Annotated in this window: 17 protein-coding genes; 10 read left to right on the forward strand and 7 right to left on the reverse strand. The window is 38.4% G+C overall.

Translation table 11 applies throughout. From position 1 onward, the window contains the following. Positions 1-35 precede the first annotated feature (35 nt). From ACPF7B_RS02655 to ACPF7B_RS02680, 6 genes are all read left to right on the forward strand, one after another. Positions 36-1,004 (forward strand): uracil-DNA glycosylase, encoded by a 969-nt coding sequence (locus ACPF7B_RS02655; RefSeq protein ID WP_490506091.1) that lies wholly within the window; start codon positions 36-38, stop codon positions 1,002-1,004. Positions 1,005-1,042: 38 nt separating this feature from the next. Continuing rightward, positions 1,043-1,525 carry a ribosomal protein S18-alanine N-acetyltransferase gene (gene rimI, locus ACPF7B_RS02660; RefSeq protein ID WP_490506092.1) on the forward strand — a complete coding sequence of 161 codons (483 nt, stop codon included), beginning with the start codon at positions 1,043-1,045 and terminating at the stop codon, positions 1,523-1,525. Between the two features lie 34 nt (positions 1,526-1,559). Next, positions 1,560-1,808: a sulfurtransferase TusA family protein gene (locus ACPF7B_RS02665; protein ID WP_490506093.1), complete on the forward strand. Its 249-nt coding sequence runs from the start codon at positions 1,560-1,562 to the stop codon at positions 1,806-1,808. Positions 1,809-1,845: 37 nt separating this feature from the next. Further along, positions 1,846-3,570 carry a single-stranded-DNA-specific exonuclease RecJ gene (gene recJ / locus ACPF7B_RS02670; protein ID WP_490506094.1) on the forward strand — a complete coding sequence of 575 codons (1,725 nt, stop codon included), beginning with the start codon at positions 1,846-1,848 and terminating at the stop codon, positions 3,568-3,570. Between the two features lie 172 nt (positions 3,571-3,742). After that, positions 3,743-5,257, forward strand: coding sequence for a peptide MFS transporter (locus tag ACPF7B_RS02675; protein ID WP_490506095.1), 1,515 nt, complete (start codon positions 3,743-3,745; stop codon positions 5,255-5,257). A 129-nt stretch (positions 5,258-5,386) separates the two neighbouring features. After that, entirely contained in the window at positions 5,387-5,788 is a 402-nt protein-coding gene (locus tag ACPF7B_RS02680) for a hypothetical protein (protein ID WP_490506096.1), read from the forward strand. An 85-nt stretch (positions 5,789-5,873) separates the two neighbouring features. Here ACPF7B_RS02680 and ACPF7B_RS02685 read toward each other — a convergent pair whose 3' ends face one another. The 6 genes from ACPF7B_RS02685 to leuC form a co-directional block, all read right to left on the reverse strand. After that, on the reverse strand, positions 5,874-7,001 hold the full coding sequence (locus ACPF7B_RS02685; protein WP_490506097.1) for an ABC transporter permease: 1,128 nt from the start codon (positions 6,999-7,001) through the stop codon (positions 5,874-5,876). A gap of 3 nt (positions 7,002-7,004) precedes the next feature. Further along, positions 7,005-9,761 (reverse strand): ribosome-associated ATPase/putative transporter RbbA, encoded by a 2,757-nt coding sequence (rbbA, locus tag ACPF7B_RS02690; protein WP_490506098.1) that lies wholly within the window; start codon positions 9,759-9,761, stop codon positions 7,005-7,007. A 107-nt stretch (positions 9,762-9,868) separates the two neighbouring features. Further along, a complete protein-coding gene (locus ACPF7B_RS02695) occupies positions 9,869-10,960 on the reverse strand; it encodes an HlyD family secretion protein (protein ID WP_490506099.1) in 1,092 nt (363 codons plus the stop codon). A 311-nt stretch (positions 10,961-11,271) separates the two neighbouring features. Next, entirely contained in the window at positions 11,272-13,875 is a 2,604-nt protein-coding gene (gene alaS / locus ACPF7B_RS02700; protein WP_490506100.1) for an alanine--tRNA ligase, read from the reverse strand. A 155-nt stretch (positions 13,876-14,030) separates the two neighbouring features. Next, positions 14,031-14,684, reverse strand: a complete 654-nt coding sequence (leuD, locus tag ACPF7B_RS02705) for a 3-isopropylmalate dehydratase small subunit (RefSeq protein WP_490506101.1) — start codon at positions 14,682-14,684, stop codon at positions 14,031-14,033. Positions 14,685-14,698: 14 nt separating this feature from the next. Continuing rightward, a complete protein-coding gene (gene leuC, locus ACPF7B_RS02710; protein WP_490506102.1) occupies positions 14,699-16,105 on the reverse strand; it encodes a 3-isopropylmalate dehydratase large subunit in 1,407 nt (468 codons plus the stop codon). 193 nt (positions 16,106-16,298) lie between these two features. On the opposite strand from leuC, the gene proB reads away from it, so the two are divergent. Then, positions 16,299-17,414 (forward strand): glutamate 5-kinase, encoded by a 1,116-nt coding sequence (gene proB, locus ACPF7B_RS02715; RefSeq protein WP_490506103.1) that lies wholly within the window; start codon positions 16,299-16,301, stop codon positions 17,412-17,414. A gap of 134 nt (positions 17,415-17,548) precedes the next feature. Further along, a complete protein-coding gene (secA, locus tag ACPF7B_RS02720) occupies positions 17,549-20,392 on the forward strand; it encodes a preprotein translocase subunit SecA (RefSeq protein ID WP_490506104.1) in 2,844 nt (947 codons plus the stop codon). A 130-nt stretch (positions 20,393-20,522) separates the two neighbouring features. Here the strand turns inward: secA and ACPF7B_RS02725 are convergent, their stop codons facing one another. Beyond that, positions 20,523-21,428, reverse strand: a complete 906-nt coding sequence (locus tag ACPF7B_RS02725) for a hypothetical protein (RefSeq protein ID WP_490506105.1) — start codon at positions 21,426-21,428, stop codon at positions 20,523-20,525. A 291-nt stretch (positions 21,429-21,719) separates the two neighbouring features. Here ACPF7B_RS02725 and ACPF7B_RS02730 point away from each other — a divergent pair, with 291 nt between their 5' ends. Together ACPF7B_RS02730 and ACPF7B_RS02735 are read left to right on the forward strand one after the other, a co-directional pair. Beyond that, positions 21,720-22,925 (forward strand): efflux RND transporter periplasmic adaptor subunit, encoded by a 1,206-nt coding sequence (locus ACPF7B_RS02730; protein ID WP_490506106.1) that lies wholly within the window; start codon positions 21,720-21,722, stop codon positions 22,923-22,925. After that, a complete protein-coding gene (locus ACPF7B_RS02735) occupies positions 22,925-24,886 on the forward strand; it encodes a MacB family efflux pump subunit (protein ID WP_490506107.1) in 1,962 nt (653 codons plus the stop codon). The genes ACPF7B_RS02730 and ACPF7B_RS02735 overlap by 1 nt, the downstream gene beginning before the upstream one ends. Positions 24,887-24,895 lie beyond the last annotated feature (9 nt).

Raw genomic sequence — 24,895 nt, forward strand, 5'->3', positions numbered from 1 at the left:
AACAAAGAAATTTTTACTTCACGAGGTATTTCGTAATGAATGACCGTCAGGCGCAATATCTTCAATTACTTGGAATTCAAGCTTGGTGTAAACAAGAGGATCTTTCACGTATCCGTGAAGTTAAAAAAGAACTTATTCAAACAAAGAAAAAGTTATCGACGTCATTATTATTGACTGATAACTCGAAACTTTCTAGCCGTGACAATGATGACAATGAGGATTTACAAAATCCGTTATCGCAATCTATCGCTCTGCCAATAAATGAAGTTCAAGAAGATACGCAGATAGCTCGTAATCCTCATCAAAATTCATTTAGTCAGCAACTTCAGGCTATTGTTGGCGGGACAGTAAAAGATTCTAGAACTTTAGTAAAACCACAATCAGTTCAACAAACAAAAACGAATGTCGGGTCATTTAATGAAACGGAATTTCGATTTTCACAAGATCAATCGATTTTTGAAAATTCCTTTTTGCAAGCTATTCAAAATTGCCGAGGTTGTATTTTCGCGCAAAGCCGTCTTCAAGCCGTTCTGCCAAGACAACAATCGTCAGCAAATATCATGGTTATTACTGATATTCCGTTAAAAGAGGAATCTCGTCAGGGAGTAGTCCTAGATCGAGCGGATGAGCAATTCTTCTTTAAGGCTATGAATCAGGTAGGTTTTCAACCCGAAAATCTCTATATCACGCCTTTTATAAAATGTCGTCCACCTGAATTGCGGGATGTGGAAGAGAAAGAGTGGGAAGCTTGCTCCTCAATCCTCTATCGGGAAATTAATGCGCTGAACCCTAAAATAATTTTTATCTTAGGGCGAACGTCTGTTAAATACTTATTAAAGAAAGAACTTCCTTTTGAATCTCTTCGGCAAACAACTCATTCATTACCGGTCGGTGATAGAAACTATCAAGTAGTGATTTCCCATTCACCAAGAGTTTATGCTAAAAATCCCAGATTGAAGTCTAATTTTTGGCAAGATCTTAAATATCTTCGCCAACATATATAACAATAATTTTAAGATTAAAGGGATAAAAGGATAAAGGGATGAATCGTTTTGTTATTGAAACAATAGATGAAGCAGATATTACATCTATTTTAGAAATTGAGAATAGAGCTTATTCAGTGCCGTGGAATGAGCAACAAATGCGTGATGTCTTTGCACAAAATGTTGATCGACTTAAGCTTATGGAAGGTGAAAATATTATTGGTTACGCATTTTTTCAAACTATTTTAGATGAAGGGCACCTTCTTCATATTACTATTGATCCTAAACACCAAGGCCGAAAGTTAGGGAAATTCCTTTTAGATCATATTATTCAAAAAGCACACGACGCTGAATTAGTCACTATTTTTCTCGAGGTTCGGGCTGGTAATGTGCCGGCATTACGACTTTACGAAAAATCAGGGTTCAATCAAATAGGCATTCGTAAAGGTTACTATCCATGTGTTATAAATGGCCGAGAAGATGCGATTGTAATGGCTTATAGTAATCCATTGTTGTTTTTTAAAACAGCTATTCAAAATTAGTAACAGTTATTTTTAAAAATTTCAGGAAGAGTTAATGATGTCTGATAATAAAAATCCTAAAACAGTGATTGAATTGGATTTAAAAGGTTTAAATTGTCCAATGCCTATATTAAAAACAAAACAGGCGTTAATGAAGGCTGAATCAGGTGATCAAATCCGCGTATACGCAACTGATCCGCATTCTGAAGTTGATTTCAAAGCCTTTATCATTCGTACAAATCATCATCTATTGGAAAATAGTCAAAAAGATGGTGTCTTTACTTTTTTAATTGAGAAAGCATGATCTCGCTGTTAAACGAATTAGGATAAAAACTGTTTTAATGAAAATTATTCGCCGTACTCCAAAGCATCAATTTGTAAATCAACAATTTTCTCCCCTGTTACAACAAGTTATTCGTAATCGAAAAATTGAAAAAGAAGAGGATTTAGATCTCTCTTTAAGAGGTTTGCTCCCGTATCATTCTCTGAGTAATATAAAGGAAGCGACAGAGATTGTTGTGGATGGCATTCTCAATCAGAAAGAGATTTTAATTGTGGGGGATTATGATGTTGATGGTGCGACGAGTATTACTTTAGCAATCCGAATTCTACGTGAATTTGGGGTGCATAATGTTCGTTATATTGTGCCGCACCGTGTGTTGGATGGTTATGGACTATCTCGTACACTTGTCCAAAAAATTCTTCGAAATCCTCCGGAACTATTAATCACTGTTGATAATGGCATTTCAAATGTTGAGGGCGTTGCATTAGCGCGAGAGAATGGAATTGATGTAATTGTTACTGATCATCATTTACCACCTGAAATTCTTCCAAATGCTAATGCTATTGTAAATCCGAATCTAGAAGGCGATCTTTTTCCGAGTAAATCACTAGCAGGTGTTGGGGTAATTTTTTATCTTCTCCTAAGTGTTCGTGCAAAATTAGTCGAAATTGGGTACTTTGGTAGCCATACACCGCCTAATTTAGCTAAGTATCTCGATATTGTCGCGCTTGGCACTATCGCTGATTTGGTTCCATTAGATGCAAATAATCGACGAATTGCCCAACAAGGACTGCTCCGAATTAGGCAAGGAGCCAATATCAAAGGTATCACGGCGCTAATTGATATCTCTTCACGGCAACAAACGCAACTTTCAACGAGCGATATCGGCTTTGGGTTAGCACCGCTTCTAAATGCGGCAGGCCGTCTAGATAATATGCAAGTGGGAATTGAATTATTATTAACCGATGACTATCAAGAAGCTTTTGCTATTGCACAAGAACTTTTTTCAATGAATGAAGAGCGTAAAAATATTGAACGTGATATGCGTGACAAAGCTGAAGAAATTCTTCAAACAGTCTCGATTAAAGATGATGAATTGCCAGCTGCAATCTGTCTTTATGATGATTCTTGGCATCAGGGGATCACCGGTATTGTCGCATCTCGAATTAAAGAGCAATATTATCGCCCAACATTTATCTTTGCATATGATAATGATGGATTACTAAAAGGATCCGGTCGATCTATTCAAGGAATCCATCTACGTGATTTAATGAGCAACGTTGCGAGCAAATACCCAGGACTTATAGCAACATTCGGTGGACATGCAATGGCTGCGGGACTCTCGCTTTATGAAGAAAATTTATTGCAATTTCAAAAAGCGATGAATGAAGAAGTAATCGATTTTCTAGAAAAAGAGAAAACCCTCGATTCTATCTTTAGCCAAGAGATTTATACTGATGGGGCGCTCCCTACTAATATACTAAATATACAGGTTGCTGACGAACTCAAAATTGCTTTTCCATGGGGACAGCAATTTCCTGAACCTGTCTTTGATGATTATTTTAAAGTGATTGATTTTCGTATCCTAAAAGATGTTCATCTCAAATTTACTTTGCAAAAAAAGGGCAGTACACAACTGATAGAGGGACTTGCTTTTTTCCAAGCCCATAAACTTATTGATAATGTCAAAGCTATTCACTGTGCTTTTAAGCTCGATATTAATGAGTGGAGGGGGAATCGTAATCTACAATTAATTATCGATTACTTTGAACCAATTGCTTAATTCCTATAAAACAAGCCAACTATTGAGATCTCGTTCAAAATCAGATCAACATAAATTGGTAAACATTTACCTACCAAAATGATTGGATTTCTTATTGTTCATGGTAGTCTATTTTAATTTCTCTTATTAAATTGGGAATTATTTATAAGAATCACTACGTTAAGGCTCACATATGAAACAGCTTAAAACAGAGGACAATGCCTTTTTTGGTCATCCTAAACCCTTGAGTTCACTCTTTTTCACTGAAATGTGGGAGCGATTCTCCTTCTACGGAATCCGACCATTATTAATATTGTTTATGGTTGCAGCTATAAACGAAAATGGTCTTGGTATTGATACTGTCACAGCGTCTGCCATAGTTGGAATTTTCGGAGGCGCAATCTATATCGCCGCATTACCTGGTGGTTGGATTGCTGATAATTGGCTCGGGCAGGAACGGAGTGTTTGGTATGGTTCACTAATTATTGCGTTAGGTCATCTTTCAATTGCATTATCAGCGTGGTTATCAGTCCATTTCTTTTATCTCGGTTTAATCTTTATCGTCATTGGATCGGGATTATTTAAAACCTGTATTTCTGTGATTGTGGGGATGCTCTATAAAGAAGGGGATCATCGTCGAGACAGCGGATTCTCTATTTTTTATATGGGCATTAACCTCGGTGCTTTTTTAGCGCCTATTATTGGGGGTATCTTACTCGATTTTTATGGTTGGCATGCTGGATTTGCTGTTGGTGGTATTGGTATGCTTATCGCCTTAATTATTTTTCGATTGAAAGCCATGCCAGAAATGCGACGGTTTGCAGATGCTGAAGGAATAGATCGTTCATGGGGGTCGCCGACCATTATTTCATCATCTACTAAACTTTGGGTTCTTTCGGTGATTTTAGTGATTGCAATTTTATTCTTCGGTATTAGTTTTGACTGGATTCCATTCTCAGCAACAATAGTTGTAAACTATACTACCGTAATTATTGCAGTGACTGTGATTGCCTACTTTCTGGGGTTGTTTTTCTTCGCGAAACTAGAAAAAAAAGAGCGATTTCAGCTAATTATTTGCTTGATTTTATTCATTGCTTCAGCATTTTTCTGGTCAGCATTTGAACAGCAACCCACTTCTATGAACTTATTTGTTGATCAATATACTGATCGGGAAATCTTTGGGTTTACGATCCCAACAACTTGGTTCCAATCAGTAAACTCGATATTTATCATTATCTTTGCGCCAATTTTTGCAATGATTTGGCCATGGATGAACCGTCATAATCTTGAACCTAGCAGTATGACTAAATTTGCATTTGGACTCTTCTTTGCAGCAGTTGCTTTCGGTTGTTTATATTTAGCAAGTCAGTTAGTTGTCGGTGAGTCAAATTCACTTGCCTCACCATCGTGGATGGTAGCTTGTATGCTTTTTTTAACCTTCGGTGAACTTTGCTTAAGTCCAGTAGGATTATCAATTATGACCAAGATTGCACCTAAAATGATTCGAGGACAAATCATGGGATTATGGTTTGCTTCTATTGCTCTAGGAAATCTTGTGGCCTCTCGTGTTGGAGGGAATGTTCAAGCTGAAACAATCGGTGATTTACCCGGAATCTTTATGACAATTATTATTATGTTGGTCATTGTTGGTGTAGTGTTATTACTTATTAATATCCCCATTAAACGTTTTAATAAAATACTCGATTAAACTTTTGACTATCAGTATCTGAAGCCCGTACATTTCGTTACGGGCTTTTTTGTGCAAAATATGTTCACTAATTGAAAGGTTTCGAAACCCTTTAAAACCATTGGTTTATTTTGGAAGGTGTTTCTTCTCATGCCACTCACTATGCTCGAAAATTCATTGCAACAATATATTCAAAGTTATCAGCGCCGATTAGATAGTATTTTTAGCTATCAAAACTCTGTTAGAAAAGATGATCTAGATATACAAAAGATAGCTTGCGAAAAGAGAATGCTACCTATCTATATTCATATTTTGAAGGGGCTGCAAAATATTCTTTTAAGAAAGAAGTTAATACCAAAAAGTACCGAAGATAAAGATTATTTAGATGGATATATCGAAGGAGTTTTAAAAGGTACAACCATAGCATCAGAGCTTCTTTTAGAAGCGCTTACTCTAGGCTCTGACGAGAAAGAATCAGCTGAACTGGCAAATTTTTGCCAGATTTTTAATACATTTTCAGCACAAGTTTGGAAAGCAATTGATGATATGTAAGTTCTGTGTAAAACTCGTTTACATAAAACCTCATAAATAGGCCATTATGAGGTTTTAAAAATGTTGAATTTTCTTATGACATTAATTACGCCATTTTACTAATCGTATCTCTAAAGCGACGATGGGCAAAGAAGAAGAATCCCGTTCCAATCAATAAGAGATAAAGCATTGAAGGCCATATAATTGATAAGCCAGCGCCTCTAAAGAGAATTGCTTTACCAAGTTCAATGAAATGTGTTGTTGGCGCGATTAACATAATGTTCTGGATAATTTCCGGCATACTTTCCCGTGGAGTAATGCCACCAGAGAGCATCTGTAATGGTACTAAAACCATCAAAAGTAACATCCCGAATTGCGGCATATTTCGTGCAAGTGTCGCTAAGTAGATCCCTATGGAAGTTGTCGCATAAAGATTTAATGCCGCACCAACAACAAAGAGAACTATGGAGCCTTCTATTGGAACATTTAAAAAGCCTTGAACTACAAATACTAGTGAGAGTATAGAAGCCACTAAAACAACCAGTCCCATAGACCAGATTTTTGAGAGCATAATCTCAAAAGAAGTTAAAGGCATTACTAAAAGATGCTCAATTGTCCCACGTTCGCGTTCACGTATAACGGCAGCCCCTGTTAAAATAATTGAGAGCATAGTAATAAGGTTTATAACCTCATTTAACGCACCAAACCATGATGCCGTAAGGTTTGGATTAAACCGCATGCGCTCTACAAGATTAACAGGTAAGTCAGTTTTTTCTCGTTGCCTTTCAAGATATTCATTCACCTCAGCATTAATAATTTGATTGATGATCATATTTCCCGTAAATCCTTGGGTCATACGAGTAGCATCAATATTCAACTGCATTGCTGGCGTTCGATTACCAAGTAAATCTTGTTGGAATGATGGTGGGATATTTAAAACAAAGGTGTAATTGCCTTTATCCATCCCTGTATCCATTTGACTCAAAGTAATCTCTTTAGGATAGGTAAATTGCGGAGGATAAAAAGCACTTTGAATACGCTCCGATAACGTAGAGCGATCTTCATCAACTACTGCGATACTCGCATTTTGTATACCATCTGGTGCAGCTGTTGCTGCTGTATACACTGATACGGTGAAAGTAAATGCAATTAATACCAATAAAAATGGATCCCGAATAAGACTCCAAAGTTCTTTAATGCCAAGGTAATATATATTTTGAATTTGTGTTTTCATAGCTTAAGAATCCTGTTTTTTGAGTAAAAGGACACTACAAAGCACAATAATTGGTCCCGCGATCATCAAAATAGCAGTCTCAAAATAGAGATCATTAAGGTAGAGCGCTTTACTAAATATCCCTCGAGAAATAGTGAGCATATGGGAAGCAGGGTAAAGTTCTGCAATAACGTGAGATATTCCTTCTAATGAACTCGTTGGATTAATTAATCCCGCAAACTGAATTGAAGGGATTAATGTACCAATAATTGTGAAGAACATCGCGCCTATCTGACTTTTTGTAAAACTTGATGCAAACAGCCCAAAACCAGTGGAGAATATTGAGAAAAAGAGAGCAGCTAACGTTAGTGTGAATAGTCCACCTTTTACCGGTACACCAAAGAGTACGACAGCTAACAGAACCATCAGGAAGAAGTTGAACATCGCAACTAATATGTAGGGGATCTGTTTACCAAGTAAAAACTCTAGTTTTGTAACAGGTGTGACATAGAGATTAATGATGGAGCCAAGTTCTTTTTCACGCACAACTGATAATGCAGCAAGCATTGCTGGAATCAGTAATAACATAATTGGGATGACGGCGGGTACAATCGAGAAAAGACTCTTCACATCGGGATTATAACGATAACGCACTTCGATATTGAATGTTTCGGGAAGATCAATACCATAATGGTATTTAGCTTCTTTCTTCAACCAATCTAAATGCATCCCTTGTACATATCCACGAATTGTCTCGGCTCGTTGTGGCATTGCACCATCGATCCAGACCCCAATCTCAACCTTTGAGCCTTTAGCAACGTCTCGTGCAAAATTAGGAGGGATTTCAATAGCTAAAGCTATTTCGGCACTTCGCATCCGTTCATCGAGTTCAGTGTAGTCATAGATTGGTGCTTTCTCAATAAAGTAGCGTGATCCAGCAATATTATTAACATAGCTAGTACTTAAAGATGTTTGATCTCGATCGAGAACAGCGTAGGGAAGATTCTCGACATCCATAGTAATTCCATAACCAATCGTTGCCATAAGAATCAATGAACCTAAAAGTGCTAATGCTGCTCGTACAGGATCACGCTGTAACTCAAGTGCTTCTCGCCATGTATAGCTTAATAAACGTTGGAAACTAAAGCGTTTGGTCGATTCGATCTCGGCATTTACATCCTCTTGTTTCTCTGTTTGAAGATTTAATTGCGCAACTTCATGGCCATCTGAAGGAATATCATCTCCGGCACCCGCATCTAAGAGATACTTAATGAATGCGTCTTCAAGAGTATTTGTTCTTTGTTTTTTAATAAGATTTTCAGGCGTATCACTGTCAAGAACTTGTCCAGCATGCATCATTGACATACGATCGCAGCGTAATGCTTCATTCATAAAGTGTGTAGAAATGAATATCGTTACACCATCGTTGCGTGAAAGATCAATCAATAGCCGCCAAAAATTATCACGAGCGATTGGATCGACTCCTGATGTTGGTTCATCTAGAATTAAGAGTTCAGGTTTGTGAACCATCGCAACAGCAAGTGATAGGCGCTGACGCATTCCTAGGGGGATATTATCTGGTAATTTTGTTAATACAGATTTAAGATCAAATCGCTTCACCATTTCATCAACACGAGCATCGATTTGATCGGCAGGAACATGGAACAACTTCGCATGTAAAACTAAATTTTGAAGAACAGTTAATTCACTATAAAGGGAGAAAGCTTGCGACATATAGCCAACTCGTTTACGAGTATTAATATCTTCCGATTCAATTGGTTGCCCAAAAAGCCAAGCTTCACCTTTGCTAACAGGAAGTAAACCAGTAAGCATCTTCATTGTAGTCGACTTTCCACAACCATTTGATCCTAAAAAGCCAAAGATTTCCCCTTTTTTAATCTCAAAACTGACATTATTGACAGCAATAAAATCCCCAAATTGTTTTGTTAATCCATCTGCTTTAATTGCGATGGGTGTTTCATCAGTCAACTTCAGAGGAGTCACGACAACTGGTTCATAACCACCTTTTTTTTCATCGGGTAGTAATCCAATGAAAGCAGCTTCTAAATTGTCACTATTGGTTCTTTCAAGCAACGCTTTTGGCGTACCTGTTGCCATTACTTTCCCATCATCCATCGCCATGAGCCAATCAAAACGCTCTGCTTCATCCATGTATGCAGTAGCAACGATAACACTCATTGATGGACGATCTTCGCGAATACGATTAATCAGATCCCAAAATTGGGATCGGGCAAGTGGGTCAACGCCCGTTGTTGGTTCATCGAGAATTAATAGATCGGGATCATGGATTAGCGCGCAACAGAGTCCTAATTTTTGTTTCATTCCACCAGAAAGTTTACCGGCAGGGCGATCAAGGAAGTTATATAATCCTGTGCTTTTTGTTAGATCGTCAATACGGCGGCGGCGTTCTTCGGCATCATGACCAAAAAGGCGGCCAAAGAACTGTAAGTTCTCTTCAACGGAAAGCGTATGATAGAGGTTTTTCCCTAGACCTTGGGGCATGTAGGCGATTCGTGGGCAGATTTGATCACGCACCTTTTTTATGCTCATATCCCCATTAAGAACAATTACATCACCGGTCTGTATTGCTCTTGCTCCGGAAACAAGCGAAAGCAGTGTGGATTTACCAACACCATCAGGCCCGATTATTCCCGTAATAATTCCACTTGGAATTTTGATCGAGAGGTCATCTAAAGCAAGATTATCACCATAAAGAAATGAAACATTTTTGATGGAAACGACAGGTTCACGAGAATCCATTATTGAATACCTTTCAGAGCTGTTCTAAAAACGGGAAGTGCAGAGCATCATTTTGAGAATGGTGCAAAAGGGATTTCGAGCATTCAAAAGAATGCTCAATGAATCACTTACGGTTTAGTAACTTCATCAATTAAAGGCCCATTGAGTTTTGCGGGCCACGCTTTATCTGGATCGATTTTGATATATGCCTCACCAGTTACGCCTGTTTTAATATACTTCTGATAACGGTCGAGTAGGTCACTATTGATACGCGCTTTCACGCGATACATCAATTTTTGACGCTCATTTTGCGTCTCAACAGCTTTAGGTGTGAATTGTGCCTCTGGAGATACAAAGGTTACACGTGCTGGAATTGGCATATCAGGGGCAACATCGAGAAGAATTCTTACTTCAGTTCCATCTTCCTCACCTTCGACTAACATTCCTGTATATTCTGTTGGGACAAAGAAGGTCATATAGACTTTCGAGAGATCTAAAAGATTAAGAACTTTACCGCCTGCACCAAGGACCTCTGATGGTTCAGAAATACGGTACTGAATACGCCCAGTTACAGGTGCTATTAAGGCACTATCTTTAAGATCAGCCTTCACACGATTAATCGTTGCTACTGCTGCTGCAACTTGTGATTCAGCGGCAACTGATTGCGCTTTTGCCGCATCGATTGCTGCTTGTGCTGCTAGAACTTTTGATTTTGCAGTTGCAATATTTGATTTTAGTACACGCGTATAGGCTTCTTGGTCATCAAAATCTTGTTCCGTTGTTGCGCCTTTTTTCACAAGTAATTTGATACGATTGAGCTTACGATCTGCCGCATAGAGCTGACTTTCAGCTGCTGTAACAGCTGATTCTGCTGCAATTTTATCGCTCTCACGAGCTTTTACAACGGCTTTTGCTGAATCTGCTTGATGCAGCGCTTGTTGGTGATATGCTTGGGCTTCGGCTAACTGTGCTTCTAGTGAGTCAACTTGCATAATTGCAAGCAATTGTCCTGCTTCAACGTAATCACCTTCATCAACAAGAATTTCATCAACTCTACCGGGAAGCTTTGTGGAAATATCAAGTGGTGTTACTTCGATACGACCATTACTTTTTATAAAACCAGCATCTGGATCTCTTGCTAAAAAGTAGTTCGCTAATATAATCAGCACAACAATTGCGATACCGCCAATAATATATTTTTTACTGTTATTCTTTTTCATTCAATTAGACCTCATACCGCTGTAAAAACTGTTGAACTAGTGTTAATTGCATATTGAAAACACTAACTTGCTTGAAATTTTCTCTATCATTCATTTTAGCTGAACTGTAAAGAAATAGCATATTAATTATTTACATCGAAATACAATAATTTTATTAATTTTATATTAATGTAGTTTCATTAATAATGAATAGTATTGACTGGGTATTTTGAGTTTTGAAAGCCAAAAATAGTATGAAAGGACGTTAAAAAAGCCACTTAGTGATGTAAGTGGCTTTTTTTCTATGTAAGCAGGTTATCTTGACATGTTTTTTAAAATTTTGCTTTCAACCAACTAGATGAAACATCCAATGCTTTTTGAATATTCTGAGGTTCTGTACCACCACCCGTTGCTGAGTCTGGACGTCCTCCACCTTTACCACCGACCTCTGCTGCTGCGATATTAAGAAGTTCTCCAGCTTTGATTTTACTTGTTAATGCCTTATCAACACTCGTGACGATCGCTACTCGCCCGTCGACTTCTGCCATGAGCAGTGTAATACCTTTGGTTTCAGCTTGGAGGTTCTCACAAAGCTCGCGTAGTGAGCGATTATCTGCACCATCAACTTTAGCAATAATTACTTTGATGCCATTAATCTCTTGAGCTTTTGCTAAGATTTCGCCACGATTTGCAAATACTAATTTCGATTGTAGATTTGCCATTTCTTTGCGAAGTGCTTTTGCTTCATCAAGAGCTTGATTAACACGTGTCACAATATGAGCACTATCGGTTTTAAGCGTTGATCCTAGATGATGTAATGTAGCGGCCTGCTCCAAAATATATTCAATCGCAAGACCTGCTGTCACAGCTTCAATTCGGCGAACACCAGCTGCAATTCCTGTTTCTGAGATGATTTTAAAGAGCCCTATATCACCCGTTGCAGAAACGTGGGTTCCACCACAAAGTTCAATTGAATCCCCCATTTCTACTACACGTACAACGTCACCATATTTTTCACCAAAAAGTGCCATCGCCCCTTTTGCCTTAGCATCATCAATCGGCATTTCATTAATATCGATTGAATTATTTTGCCGAATAGCCTCATTGACCAACCGTTCAATTTCTTGAATTTCTTCAAATGTTACGGGTTTATTGTGTGAAAAGTCGAAGCGCAAACGGTCATGAGTGACTAAAGAACCTTTCTGTTCAATATGAGAACCGAGAAGAGTTTGTAGAGCATTGTGAAGCAGATGTGTTGCTGAGTGATTTTTACGAATTAACGTTCTGCGAGAATCATCAATTTTTGCTGCCACTTTAGAATGAGTAGTTAATTTTCCACTTTTTAGAATGCCATGGTGGAGATAGATATTTTGTTGTTTTTGCGTATCTTTTACCAAAAACTCGAATCCATCACCTGAAATAACACCAGTATCACCAACTTGCCCACCTGATTCACCATAGAAAGGCGTTTCAGTTAAAACAATCACCGCTTCCATACCTTTAACAATGGCATTAACAGCTTCACCATTAACTAAAATAGAGCATACCGATGTATCTGCTTCTATATTGTTATAGCCTTTGAAGGTCGTCTCCGAGAGATGCTGCAGATCAAATGTTTTCTCGGCACCAAAATTACTCGCAGCACGAGCACGTTCACGTTGTTCTTCCATGCAACGCTCAAACCCCTGCATATCAAGTGTAAGTGATTGCTCGCGGGCAATATCATTTGTCAGATCAACAGGGAAACCATAAGTATCATAAAGTTTGAAAATTGTTTCGCCCTGGATTTCTTTCGATGTTAATTTAGCAATATCAGCTTCTAAAAGTTTAAGACCATTTTCAAGCGTTGTAGAGAAACGTTTCTCTTCATCTTTAATTGTTTCAATAATAAAGGCTTCTTTCTCTTTTAATTGCGAGTATGCCTCTCCCATTTCTGTAACTAATGCAGGCACAATTTTATGAAAGAAAAGCCCTTTCTGTCCTAATTTATAACCATGACGAATTGCACGACGAATGATGCGGCGAAGGACATAACCGCGGCCTTCATTAGAAGGTAAAATCCCATCAGCAATAAGGAACGATACAGAGCGGATATGGTCACTCAACACTTTTAATGAACTACTTGTAAGATCGGTTGTTCCCACAGCTTTTGCGGAGGCTGCAATAAGTTTTACAAAAAGGTCAATCTCGTAATTACTATGAACCTTTTGCAATATTGCAGAAATACGCTCTAAGCCCATTCCCGTATCGATTGAAGGATTGGGTAACGGATGTAGCGTCCCTTCTTCGTCACGATTAAATTGCATAAATACAAGATTCCAGATCTCAATAAAGCGATCACCATCTTCTTCTGCCGATCCTGGAGGGCCGCCCCAGATGTGATCTCCATGGTCGTAGAAAATCTCCGAACAAGGCCCACAAGGACCAGTATCACCCATTTGCCAAAAATTATCAGAAGAACCATCTTCTTTATCACCAATACGAATGATTTTATCCGCCGGAACGCCAATTTTTTCATTCCAGATTTTAAAAGCCTCATCATCAGTGTGATATACAGTAACAAGTAATTTCTCAGCAGGTAGATTGTAAACTGTTGTTAATAGTTCCCACGCATAACTGATCGCTTTTTCTTTAAAATAATCACCAAAACTGAAGTTCCCGAGCATTTCAAAGAAAGTATGATGACGAGCAGTAAAACCAACATTCTCTAAATCATTGTGCTTACCGCCGGCGCGAACACATTTTTGTGCGGTTGTTGCTGTGCTATAAGCTCTTTTTTCCTGCCCAAGGAAACAATCCTTAAATTGATTCATTCCAGCATTTGTAAAGAGTAGGGTAGGATCATTAGCGGGCAAAAGTGAGCTAGAAGTGACCTCTTGATGCCCCTTACTGACGAAGAAATCAATAAATTTTCGGCGTATTTCGTTTGTTTTCATTGTGTTCTATCAATATTAAAGAAGTTAATTGATCGATTATAATCTATTTTCGACCATTGTTTAGGAATAGTGCGTGATTTTACTACGGTTCTATCTTCAAAAAAAGGAAAGGTTTACAGTCACTGTAAACCTTTCAATATTTCTGAACTATTTATTTAACGGAAAAGCCACGGAGCTTCCTCTTTGCGTTTTTCCTCATATGCACGGATCTCATCAGCATGTTCGAGTGTTAAACTAATATCATCAAAGCCATTAACCATGCAGTGTTTACGAAAGGAATCGATCTCAAAATGGAATGGCCCTGCTAATACTTCATTCATTCTATGAGCTGACACTGTTTGTGCTGGTAGGTCGATAGAAATTTCGAGATCTTGATATTTTTCAGTTAGTTTGAATAATTGATCTATTTCTTTAGGTGTCAAACGGATGGGTAAGAAACCATTTTTAAAACAGTTGTTGAAAAAAATATCGGAGTAACTTGAGCTAATGACCGCACGGAAACCGTAATCAGTTAGAGCCCAAACAGCATGCTCACGCGATGAACCACAGCCAAAATTTTCACGCGCTAAAAGAATCGTCGCTTCTTGATAATGTGAATAATTAAGAGGGAATTTTTCATTTCGTGGTCGATTACTGTTGTCCATTCCCGGAGCACCTTGATCAAGATAGCGCCATTCATCAAATAGGTTAGGGCCAAATCCCGTCTTATAGATACTTGTTAAAAATTGCTTAGGGATGATCGCATCTGTATCAATATTCGCACGATCTAATGGAACAACAATCCCTGTATGCTGAACAAATGGTTGCATGAAAGACTCCTTACTTAATTAAATTCACGAATATCAACGAAACAGCCGGCAATTGCAGCAGCTGCTGCCATAGCGGGGCTCACAAGATGTGTTCGACCACCAGCACCTTGACGCCCTTCAAAGTTACGATTTGAGGTAGATGCACAGCGTTCATAGGGTTCTAGACGATCAGGATTCATTGCTAAACACATTGAACAACCCGGCTCGCGCCATTCAAATCCAGCTTCGATAAAGATTTTATCTAAACCTTCCGCTTCCGCGGCTGCTTTCACTAACCCAGAGCCAGGAACTACCATTGCGAGTTTAATGTTATCCGCGATTTTTTTGCCTTTCACAAAACGGGCGGCATCGCGAATATCTTCAATACGTGAATTGGTACAAGAGCCAATAAAAACTTTATCAATTTTTATTTCTTTAGGAGATTGGTTAGCTTGAAGTCCCATATATTTAAGAGCTTTTTCAATGCTCTCTTTCTGGATAGGAGAAGTAGCTTTTGCCGGATCTGGAATGATTTCATTCACACTGATAACCATCTCAGGACTTGTTCCCCAACTTACTTGGGGTTCAATTGTTGTTGCATCAATCGTAATCACCTTATCAAAGTGGGCATTTTTATCGCTATGTAGAGTTTTCCAGTAGGTAACAGCTTTATCCCAATCCGCTCCTTTTGGGGCAAAAGGACGATCTTTCACATAATTAATCGTTTTATCATCGACGCCAACTAAACCGACACGAGCACCCGCTTCAATTGCCATGTTACACATTGTCATTCGACCTTCCATTGAAAGGTTGCTTACAGCCTCACCGCTAAATTCAATGGCATAACCTGTTCCACCAGCAGTTCCAATTTTACCGATAATTGCAAGAATCAGATCTTTAGCAGTGATATTAGGATGTAATTTCCCCTGTACTTCAATTTTCATAGTCTTTGATTGTTTCTGTACAAGACAGTTTGTTGCCATGACATGTTCAACTTCACTTGTGCCAATCCCAAAGGCAATTGCTCCGAACGCACCATGTGTAGCGGTATGGGAATCTCCGCAAACTATTGTCATTCCAGGAAGTGTTGCACCTTGTTCAGGACCTGCAACATGAACGATTCCTCGGCGCATATCACCAATAGCAAAATAAGCAAGTTCATTTTTACGTGCATTTTTATCAAGTGTATCCACCTGAAGTCTGGCTATTGGATCAGTAATATTATCGATGTCACTTGTTGTGGGGGTATTATGATCCGCCATTGCTACAATAGAGCTTTTTCGCCACAGTTTCCGTCCTGCTTTTTCAAGCCCTTCAAATGCTTGAGCACTTGTTACCTCATGGATTATATGTCGATCAATATAGAGTAGCGCAGTACCGTCCTCCTCAGTACGAACCACATGATCATCCCAAATTTTTTCATAAAGTGTTTTTGCTGTCATTTTTATATTCACTCTCTTCTTTTATCGGTGAGCTTGCTCTATCATTCTTCAATATATTCACAAAACATAGTGAATTATTGTTTTAAAACAATGAATTTATATTAGCAAATAAAATCTGCGTTAGTGCTAGAATAACATCCATTTTTCATATATTTCAAAAATTCAATTTAACTCTAGAATAGGTATCACAAAAATGAAAACGGCAGAGAGAAAAACCTGGGTCGTTAAGATCGGTAGTGCGATGATTACTAATGATGGTCAAGGGGTAGATCTCGCTCGGATCAATCATTGGTGTGAACAGATTAAAGTACTACATGAGCGTGGAATTGATGTGGTGCTTGTCTCCTCTGGAGCGATAGCAGAAGGCATGAAATTGTTAAAATGGTCAGAGCGCCCGCATTTTTTAAGTGAGTTGCAAGCGGCTGCATCTGTTGGGCAATCATCTTTAATTAACGCTTGGACGTCAGGCTTTGCACCCCTTGATCTCAATGTTGGACAAATTCTTCTAACCCATGAAGATGCCGCGGATAGACAGCGCTATTTAAATATTAAAAATACCATTAATACATTGCTTAAGTACCAAGCTGTTCCAATTATCAATGAGAATGACACAATTTCTTTTTCAGAGATCAAATTTGGTGACAATGATACTCTCGGCGCATTGGTTGCGAGTCTTATTGATGCGGATGTATATGTGATATTAACGGATCAGGAAGGTGTCTATGAGGCAGATCCTCGTAAAAACCCCGATGCTAAAATGATTCATGAAGCAGATGCTCACGATGAACGTCTACTTGGAATGGTCACAAGCGAAGGTGGTAAATTCGGCACTGGTGGAATGTTTACAAAAATTACAGCTTCTCATATCGCTGCAACATCAGGAACGGTTACTTATATCGTCAAAGGTGATCGACAATGGGCGCTTCGAGATATCGCCGATGGAAAAGAGATTGGTACAAAGCTTAATCCTGATGGATCTAAGATAACCGCCAAAAAACGGTGGATTTTAAGTCAAAAACAGATTAAAGGCCATATTGTGATTGATGATGGGGCTGTCAATGCATTAATAAATGAAGGAAAAAGCTTATTGCCTATTGGAATTATTGCTGTCGATGGTACCTTCGAAAGAGGTGATGTTATTCGTTGTTTGGATTCTAATGGGGAAGAAATTGGCAGAGGATTAACCAACTACCACTCTCTTGAAATAGAAAATATTTTAAAAACTCCATCAAACCAAATCATCGATAAATTGGGATATATCATCACTGATGAAGTGATTCATCGTAATAACTGGGTTGAAACTCTTTAATTTCACCTCATATTGATAATTAGCGATTAATTTTAACGCTAAAATCATGTAATATAGTCACCTAAAATTATCTTACATAATCTAAGAACAATAACTTAAACAGAATGAACTGTTGAACTGGTAAAAGGTCTCAAATGATTAATAAATTGATCCGAAAAATCTTTGGTACACGTAACGATCGAATGATCAAAGAAGCAAAACGTTATGTTTCTCAAGTAAATGCACTCGAAGAAAAGATGCGTGCAATGTCTGAAGAGGAATTAAAGGGTCAGACACAACGCTTTAAAGAACGAATTGCCAAAGGGGAGACTTTAGATGATCTTTTACCAGAGGCATTTGCAACCATGCGTGAAGCCTCAAGCCGAGTATTAGGTATGCGTCATTATGATGTACAGTTAATCGGTGGTTATATGCTTCATAAAGGTCGTATTGCTGAGATGCGTACTGGTGAAGGTAAAACCTTAGTTGCAACTTTAGCGGTATACCTTAATGCCTTAGCAGGTAAAGGTGTCCATGTTGTGACAGTCAATGACTATCTTGCTAAACGTGATGCGGAATGGATGGGACAAGTCTATAATTACCTTGATCTAACGGTTGGTGTAATCGTAGCAAACCAATCTCTCCCAGAGAAAAAAGCTGCCTATGAAGCGGATATCTCTTATGCAACAAACAACGAGCTTGGATTTGACTATCTTCGCGATAACATGGTCTTTGATCTTTCACAAAAAGTCCAACGACCACTTTATTTCGCAGTTATTGATGAGGTTGACTCAATCTTAATTGATGAAGCACGTACCCCACTTATTATTTCTGGTCCTGTTGAAGGTGGTGCTGAACTTTATCATGCTGTGAATAAACTTATCCCATCACTCAAGAAACCCACTGCAGATGGTCCTGTTGATTTTGAAATCAATGAAAAGGATAAACAAGTTAATTTAACCGAAGAAGGACATCAACATTTAGAATCACTTTTAGTGGAAGCAGGTTTACTCCAAGAAGGGGATAGCCTCTATGATAGCCAAAACTTAAAGCTATACCATCATGTCGATAATTGCTTACGTGCACATTATATTTTCCATAAAGATGTCGATTATATTGTTGAAAATGGCGAGATTGTCATTGTCGATGAGCATACTGGTCGTACATTAGCAGGTCGTCGTTGGTCCGATGGATTACATCAAGCGATCGAGGTTAAAGAAGGTGTTGAAGTTAAGCCTGAAAACCAAACATTAGCATCCATTACCTTCCAAAATTATTTCCGTATCTACGAAAAGTTAGCTGGGATGACTGGTACAGCAGATACCGAGGCACCAGAATTTTTAGAAATATATGGGCTTGAGGTTGTAGTAATACCAACGCATCGCCCAATTCAACGCAAAGATTTTGGGGATTTAATCTACCTTACACAAAAAGAGAAATATGAAGCAATCATTAAAGATATTCTTGATTGCTATGCACGTCGCCAACCAGTATTAGTTGGGACTGCATCAGTTGAAGTATCAGAGTTAATTTCCGATCTTTTGAAAGCACAGAATATTCCTCATGAGGTCTTGAATGCCAAACAGCATGAGCGGGAAGCATATGTTGTCGGACGTGCTGGTATTCCTGGTGCAATTACCATCGCAACCAATATGGCTGGTCGTGGTACCGATATTGTACTCGGTGGAAACGTAAAATTGGAAGAAGAACTTTTTCTTGCTGAAAATCCTAATGCAACTGAAAAAGATCTTGAAGCATTGCGTCAACGAGCAAAAGATCGTCAAGCTGAAGTTCTCGGACTTGGTGGTCTTCATATCATTGGTACAGAACGCCATGAATCACGTCGTATTGATAATCAGCTTCGTGGACGTGCCGGTCGTCAAGGAGATGTCGGATCATCGCGCTTTTATCTGTCACTTGATGATCACTTAATGCGTATCTTTATGAATCCTAAAATGCGTAGCATCATGGCGAGCTTAGGAATGGGGAACGGCGAGGCTCTTGAACATAAAATGATTACTCGTTCTATCGAAAATGCCCAACGTAAAGTAGAAGGGCATAACTTTGATATTCGTAAAAATCTTCTTCAATATGATGATATTGCAAACGATCAACGCAAAATTATTTATCAACAGCGTGATGATATTCTTAAAGCCACAGACATTACAAATGCTGTCAAAATGATGCGTGAGCAAGTATTTGGTGCTGTTTTAGAACGCTTTGTTCCACCGCAAAGCTATGCAGAACAATGGGATCTAAAAGGATTGTCAGATTTACTAGCGAAAGAATTCAAGATTGAAATCGATTTTGAAAAACGCTTAGCGGATAATCCAAACTTAACAGAAGAAGAGATTTACGATGAAATTCTTCAAGAAAGTGAGCGCTTATATGCTGAAAAAGAAGATCAGGCGAATGTTAAAGTTGATCCTACTCAATTTAGACGTTTTGAAAAATCGGTTCTTTTAGAAGTGCTAGATACTCAATGGAAAGAGCATTTAGCGGCGATGGATTATTTACGCCAAGGAATTCAGCTACGAGCTTACGGACAACGACGTCCGGAACAAGAATATAAGCGTGAATCATTTATTCTTTTCGAAGAGATGTTAAATCAAATTCACTATAAAACGATCCGTTTCCTAAGCAATATTGTTATTCGAATGGAAACTCCTGCAGATGAAGTTGCAGAGAAGTTACAAGCGCCTGAAAAAGAGGAGTCAAATATCATTTCAGGATCCATTACTAATGCATCGGATGTTGAACGCATTGCTGATGAGATTGGTAATATTCGGGAAGAAAATATAGAAGAAACAGAGCGCAAAATTCTCCTAGAGTCTCGCACAGAGGCTTGTCCTTGTGGATCAGGCAAACCATATAATGAGTGCCATGGGGCTATTGAACTCAATGAAAAAGATCATGATCTTTTCCATATTGGCCGCAATGATCCATGCCCTTGTGGTTCAGGTGCAAAATATAAGAATTGTCATGGAAAAATAGCATAATAGTTTTATTGTTTCCTAAGATCTAGTTTTAAAATTTATAGTAACAAAAAAGACCTATTCAGCTGAGTAGGTCTTTTTTGTCAATCTGTTAGCCAATAATAAATATAATAATTATATTTTATAGGACAATCTAAAGGGCTTTAATATGGTTATTGAGTTGTGCTCTTGCTTTTTCAATTGTTACTTCACCATCAAAAAATAGAGGATCCATTACTTCAGCTTTACTATAAGGGATTTTATGCATTTTGAAGAGTTGCTCTAATCGCTCTGATGTTGCATGATAATTTTTTTCAGTTTGTATATAGTTTTTCATCGCTGTCTCATAGATTGATGGATGTGCGGTATAGAGAACCACCTCATCAAGCTTCCAATATAAGATATGCCCACTGCCAAGTAGACGTAGTTTTTCGGTTTGATCAAAAATAACAGCTTGAATAATCTCCCATAGCTCCTCAAGTCCAATTTGGATTAATTGTGATGCAAAAAGACCATTTAAGTCAGCAAGTGTCACAATTGAGATATTTTCAATTTGACGTTGAAACGAAGCTTCAAAATCTTCGATGATTTGTCCTGAAAGGTGAGCTTTTGTAATCAACTCATTTTCAAGAAGATCAATAAACTTTTCGCTTTCAGGGAGATCTGGCATTACAACAGTAAAGGGAAGTACTTCGAGTAGTTCAGGATAAGGCGATGGCTCTTTATTAAAATAAGAAATTTCAAACTCAGGCTCTTCTGTTCCTATTCCAATAACGAGAGGCTTAAAATTATTTGCACGAAAACGGATCTTAGAAAGTTCGAACAACTGTCGATAAATCGGAAAACCAGGACGGATAATCTGGTTTAAATGATAAAGCCCACCAACTCCAATCATTCCATATTGCGTTATTTGCGGATAGTAAAATGCAATATTTTGCCCAATTTTCTGTAAAAGTTCGGTCGCATGATCCTTGTTAAGATAGCGGCTCGCATTCGTTAAGTTACTAGGAGATCGCTGAATGACGACAGCAAGATCAATTGTTTTTAGTCTATTTTCCATTATCTTTCCACTGTATGATTAGCTATATTTTATTGATTGAGTATTGTACGACTTTCATTACATAATTGCGATTAGAATGGATATTTCTAGTGGTGGGAGCAATCAGAAATATCAAGTGTTATTCTTAAGTGATAATTCTTCTCATTTAATATACTTTCAAGTATACTAACAAAAATCAACAACCTAAAAAGATTAATCTACGTTAGACTATATGTTTTATTAATAAATATTTTATGTGTTTATATTTTATAAAAACTAAAGTTGCCGATTTAACTTTACAAACTTAAGAAGATGAAAAAGTCACTCAAATTATTGATCATTATTGTAACTATTATCGTTTTGACGATTGCCGCTTATGCTGTTTTTAAACCCAAAGAGACAATCGCATATCTAACAGCCCCCGTAGAGAAGGGCAATTTAGAGGTTAATATTCTTGCATATGGAAAAATGGAAGCTTCTCAGCAGGTTGATGTAGGAGCACAGGTATCAGGGCAGATCAAGAAGATGAATGTTTCCCTAGGTGATGCAGTTGAAAAAGGTGACCTATTGGCAGAGATTGATGATCTTCCTCAGCAAAATGCTCTGCGTGATAGTGAAGCTCGCCTCAAGAACATGATTGCATCGAAAGTTGCAAAGGAGGCCCAACTAGTTAACGCACGTATTACCCTTGAACGTCAACAAAACCTTATTAAAAATGGTGCAACAACACGATCAGATCTTGATTTGGCAGAAGCCAATTTAAAAGTATATGAAGCGGAAGTCGAAGCATTAATTGCACAAATAGCACAAGCACAAGTTGCGCTTGATACAGCAGAAATTGATCTAGGCTATACAAAGATCACCGCCCCGATGGATGGGGTCGTTGTTGCAACAGTTGTAAAAGAGGGACAAACGGTAAACTCAACACAAACAGCCCCGACAATTGTAAAAGTTGCCGATCTTTCTAAAATGACAATTAAGGCACAAATTTCAGAAGCAGATGTTACTAAACTCTATCCTGGGATGAAAGCGTATTTTACAATACTTGGTGAACCTAGCCAACGTTACGAAGCAAAACTAAGACAAATTGAACCAGCAACTGAAACTTTTCAAACTACGACCGGTAATGCTGTTACAAACTTTACCGAAGCAGTTTATTACAATGGGTTGTTTGATGTCGAAAATCCCGATCATAAATTCTATATTGGCATGTCAACACAGGTCTATATCGTATTAGACGATGTGAAAGATACTTTAAAAATTCCTGTATCAGCACTGCGTTTTAAACCGACGGAAGGCGTTTTGACGGGCAAGCCGAGTATTGGAAAAAGATTTATCTGGATTTTAGAAGATCGAGAAACCGGTAAAATAGCACCTCGTGAAATTGAAACAGGAATCTCAAATAATGTCGATGTGCAAGTGATTAGCGGATTATCAGAAGGGGAGAGTGTCATAACAGCAGAATCCACAAGCAAAGCCTCATCTGGAACAATGGGGCCAATGGGCAGAAGACGATAATGATGAAAGCAATTATTGAATTAACAGATCTGCGTCGCTCATTTCAGTCGGGCGATTTAGAAGTAGAGGTACTCAAGGGAATAAGTCTTTCAATTCAAAAAGGTGAATTTATCGCAATTATGGGGTCTTCGGGATCAGGTAAATCCACATTGATGAATATTATTGGAGGGCTTGATTATCTCTCTTCGGGCAGCTATCGCTTTAAGGGTAAGGAAATTACACACTACGATGCAGATGAGTTGGCAGAATTACGGCGCGAACATTTTGGATTTATCTTTCAACGCTATCATCTTCTTAATAGTCTAACTGCCGAAGGGAACGTGGAAATGCCGGCAATATATTCAGGTATGCCATCCTATCTTCGTCATGAAAGAGCCGCTGAACTTCTTGAACGACTTGGCTTAAAAGAGCGTTTGAAGTATTATCCGACTCAACTTTCTGGTGGACAGCAACAACGAGTAAGTATTGCACGAGCACTAATGAATGGCGGCGAGATTATTCTTGCCGATGAGCCAACAGGTGCGCTTGATAGCGAAAGCGGAAAGGCAGTATTAGAAATCCTCAAAGAATTAAATGATGCTGGGCAGACCATTATTATGGTAACGCATGACCCCGAGGTTGCGGCTCATGCGGAGCGAATTATTGAAATTAAAGATGGGTTAATCATCTCGGATACACAAAATTTGGGGGAGTCTCGAGAAGTAGATAGTAGTTCTTCGAATAATATCACATTTAAACGTGCTACTGGTCTTTCTCATTTATGGCTTCGTTTAAGTAATGCGTTTAAAATGGCAATTGTATCGATGATGATGCAACGACTACGTACATTTTTAACAATGCTTGGAATCATTATTGGTATTGCGGCAGTTGTGTTAGTAATCGCACTTGGCCGAGGCTCTACCGATCAGATTATTGCAGATATTCGACAAATGGGAACAAATACATTGACAATTTATCCTGGTACAGGATTTGGTGATCGCCGATCACAAAGTATCGATTCTCTACAACCCCGGGATATAGACGCATTGAAAGAACTGCCTTTTGTTCACAGCGTCACACCACTTGTTGCAACATCCGTAGAAGCTCGATTTGAAAATATGTCTGCAATTAATACGCAAGTACAAGGTGTTGGAGCACAATTTTTTGATGTACAAGGTTATGATATTAGTCAAGGCATCCCTTTCAATGAAGCAAGTGAAGAGGATCTAGCACTAGAAGCGGTTATTGATGAAAATACCGTTAAGACTTTCTTTAAAGACGGACGTAATCCGATTGGTGAAGTATTAATTTTAGGCGCACTTCCAGTAAGAATTGTTGGTGTTGCAACTTCTAAGTCTCAAGGAATGTTTAGTAGTGATAGCATGACTATTTGGATTCCGTACTCTAGCGCAATGCATCGTATGACAGGAAGTACATCTCTTCGAAATATTACGATAAGAGTAGATGATGGCGTTGATATGAGTCTTGCAGAGCAGAGTATTACTGAAGTCTTAACCGCACTACATGGTCAAAAAGACTTTTTTGTTTATAATGCTGATGCTATTAAGGAGATGGTGGAGTCTACAACCTTAATTATGCGTCTTTTAATCACATCTATTGCGCTTATATCGTTGTTAGTCGGGGGAATTGGTGTAATGAATATTATGCTTGTTTCTGTTGCCGAGCGGACAAAAGAAATTGGAATGCGTATGGCTGTTGGTGCACGGAAAAGTGATATTTCACAACAATTTTTAATTGAATCGGTCCTTGTTTGTCTATTCGGAGGAGTCATCGGCTTAGCACTTGCATTGACAGTCGGTTTGATTATGAAACAATTATCAGATGTTATTCCCTTGAGCTTCTCATTACCCTCTATTGTTTTCTCGTTTATCTCGGCATTCGTCATTGGTATACTTTTTGGCTATTTTCCTGCAAAAAAAGCAGCTGAGCTAGCGCCTATTGAAGCATTAGAAAGATCTTAACCACTTAAT

The organism is Ignatzschineria sp. 22MB058224 (assembly GCF_058188435.1).

Excerpts from the sequence above, each read along its gene's own strand:
- secA (WP_490506104.1), top strand. The coding sequence starts at position 17,549 with ATGATTAATAAATTGATCCGAAAAATCTTTGGTACACGTAACGATCGA.
- ACPF7B_RS02675 (WP_490506095.1), top strand. The coding sequence starts at position 3,743 with ATGAAACAGCTTAAAACAGAGGACAATGCCTTTTTTGGTCATCCTAAA.
- ACPF7B_RS02665 (WP_490506093.1), top strand. The coding sequence starts at position 1,560 with ATGATGTCTGATAATAAAAATCCTAAAACAGTGATTGAATTGGATTTA.
- ACPF7B_RS02730 (WP_490506106.1), top strand. The coding sequence starts at position 21,720 with ATGAAAAAGTCACTCAAATTATTGATCATTATTGTAACTATTATCGTT.
- ACPF7B_RS02695 (WP_490506099.1), bottom strand. The coding sequence starts at position 10,960 with ATGAAAAAGAATAACAGTAAAAAATATATTATTGGCGGTATCGCAATT.
- ACPF7B_RS02725 (WP_490506105.1), bottom strand. The coding sequence starts at position 21,428 with ATGGAAAATAGACTAAAAACAATTGATCTTGCTGTCGTCATTCAGCGA.
- leuC (WP_490506102.1), bottom strand. The coding sequence starts at position 16,105 with ATGACAGCAAAAACACTTTATGAAAAAATTTGGGATGATCATGTGGTT.
- ACPF7B_RS02735 (WP_490506107.1), top strand. The coding sequence starts at position 22,925 with ATGATGAAAGCAATTATTGAATTAACAGATCTGCGTCGCTCATTTCAG.
- proB (WP_490506103.1), top strand. The coding sequence starts at position 16,299 with ATGAAAACGGCAGAGAGAAAAACCTGGGTCGTTAAGATCGGTAGTGCG.
- ACPF7B_RS02685 (WP_490506097.1), bottom strand. The coding sequence starts at position 7,001 with ATGAAAACACAAATTCAAAATATATATTACCTTGGCATTAAAGAACTT.
- ACPF7B_RS02655 (WP_490506091.1), top strand. The coding sequence starts at position 36 with ATGAATGACCGTCAGGCGCAATATCTTCAATTACTTGGAATTCAAGCT.
- rbbA (WP_490506098.1), bottom strand. The coding sequence starts at position 9,761 with ATGGATTCTCGTGAACCTGTCGTTTCCATCAAAAATGTTTCATTTCTT.
- rimI (WP_490506092.1), top strand. The coding sequence starts at position 1,043 with ATGAATCGTTTTGTTATTGAAACAATAGATGAAGCAGATATTACATCT.
- recJ (WP_490506094.1), top strand. The coding sequence starts at position 1,846 with ATGAAAATTATTCGCCGTACTCCAAAGCATCAATTTGTAAATCAACAA.
- leuD (WP_490506101.1), bottom strand. The coding sequence starts at position 14,684 with ATGCAACCATTTGTTCAGCATACAGGGATTGTTGTTCCATTAGATCGT.
- ACPF7B_RS02680 (WP_490506096.1), top strand. The coding sequence starts at position 5,387 with ATGCCACTCACTATGCTCGAAAATTCATTGCAACAATATATTCAAAGT.
- alaS (WP_490506100.1), bottom strand. The coding sequence starts at position 13,875 with ATGAAAACAAACGAAATACGCCGAAAATTTATTGATTTCTTCGTCAGT.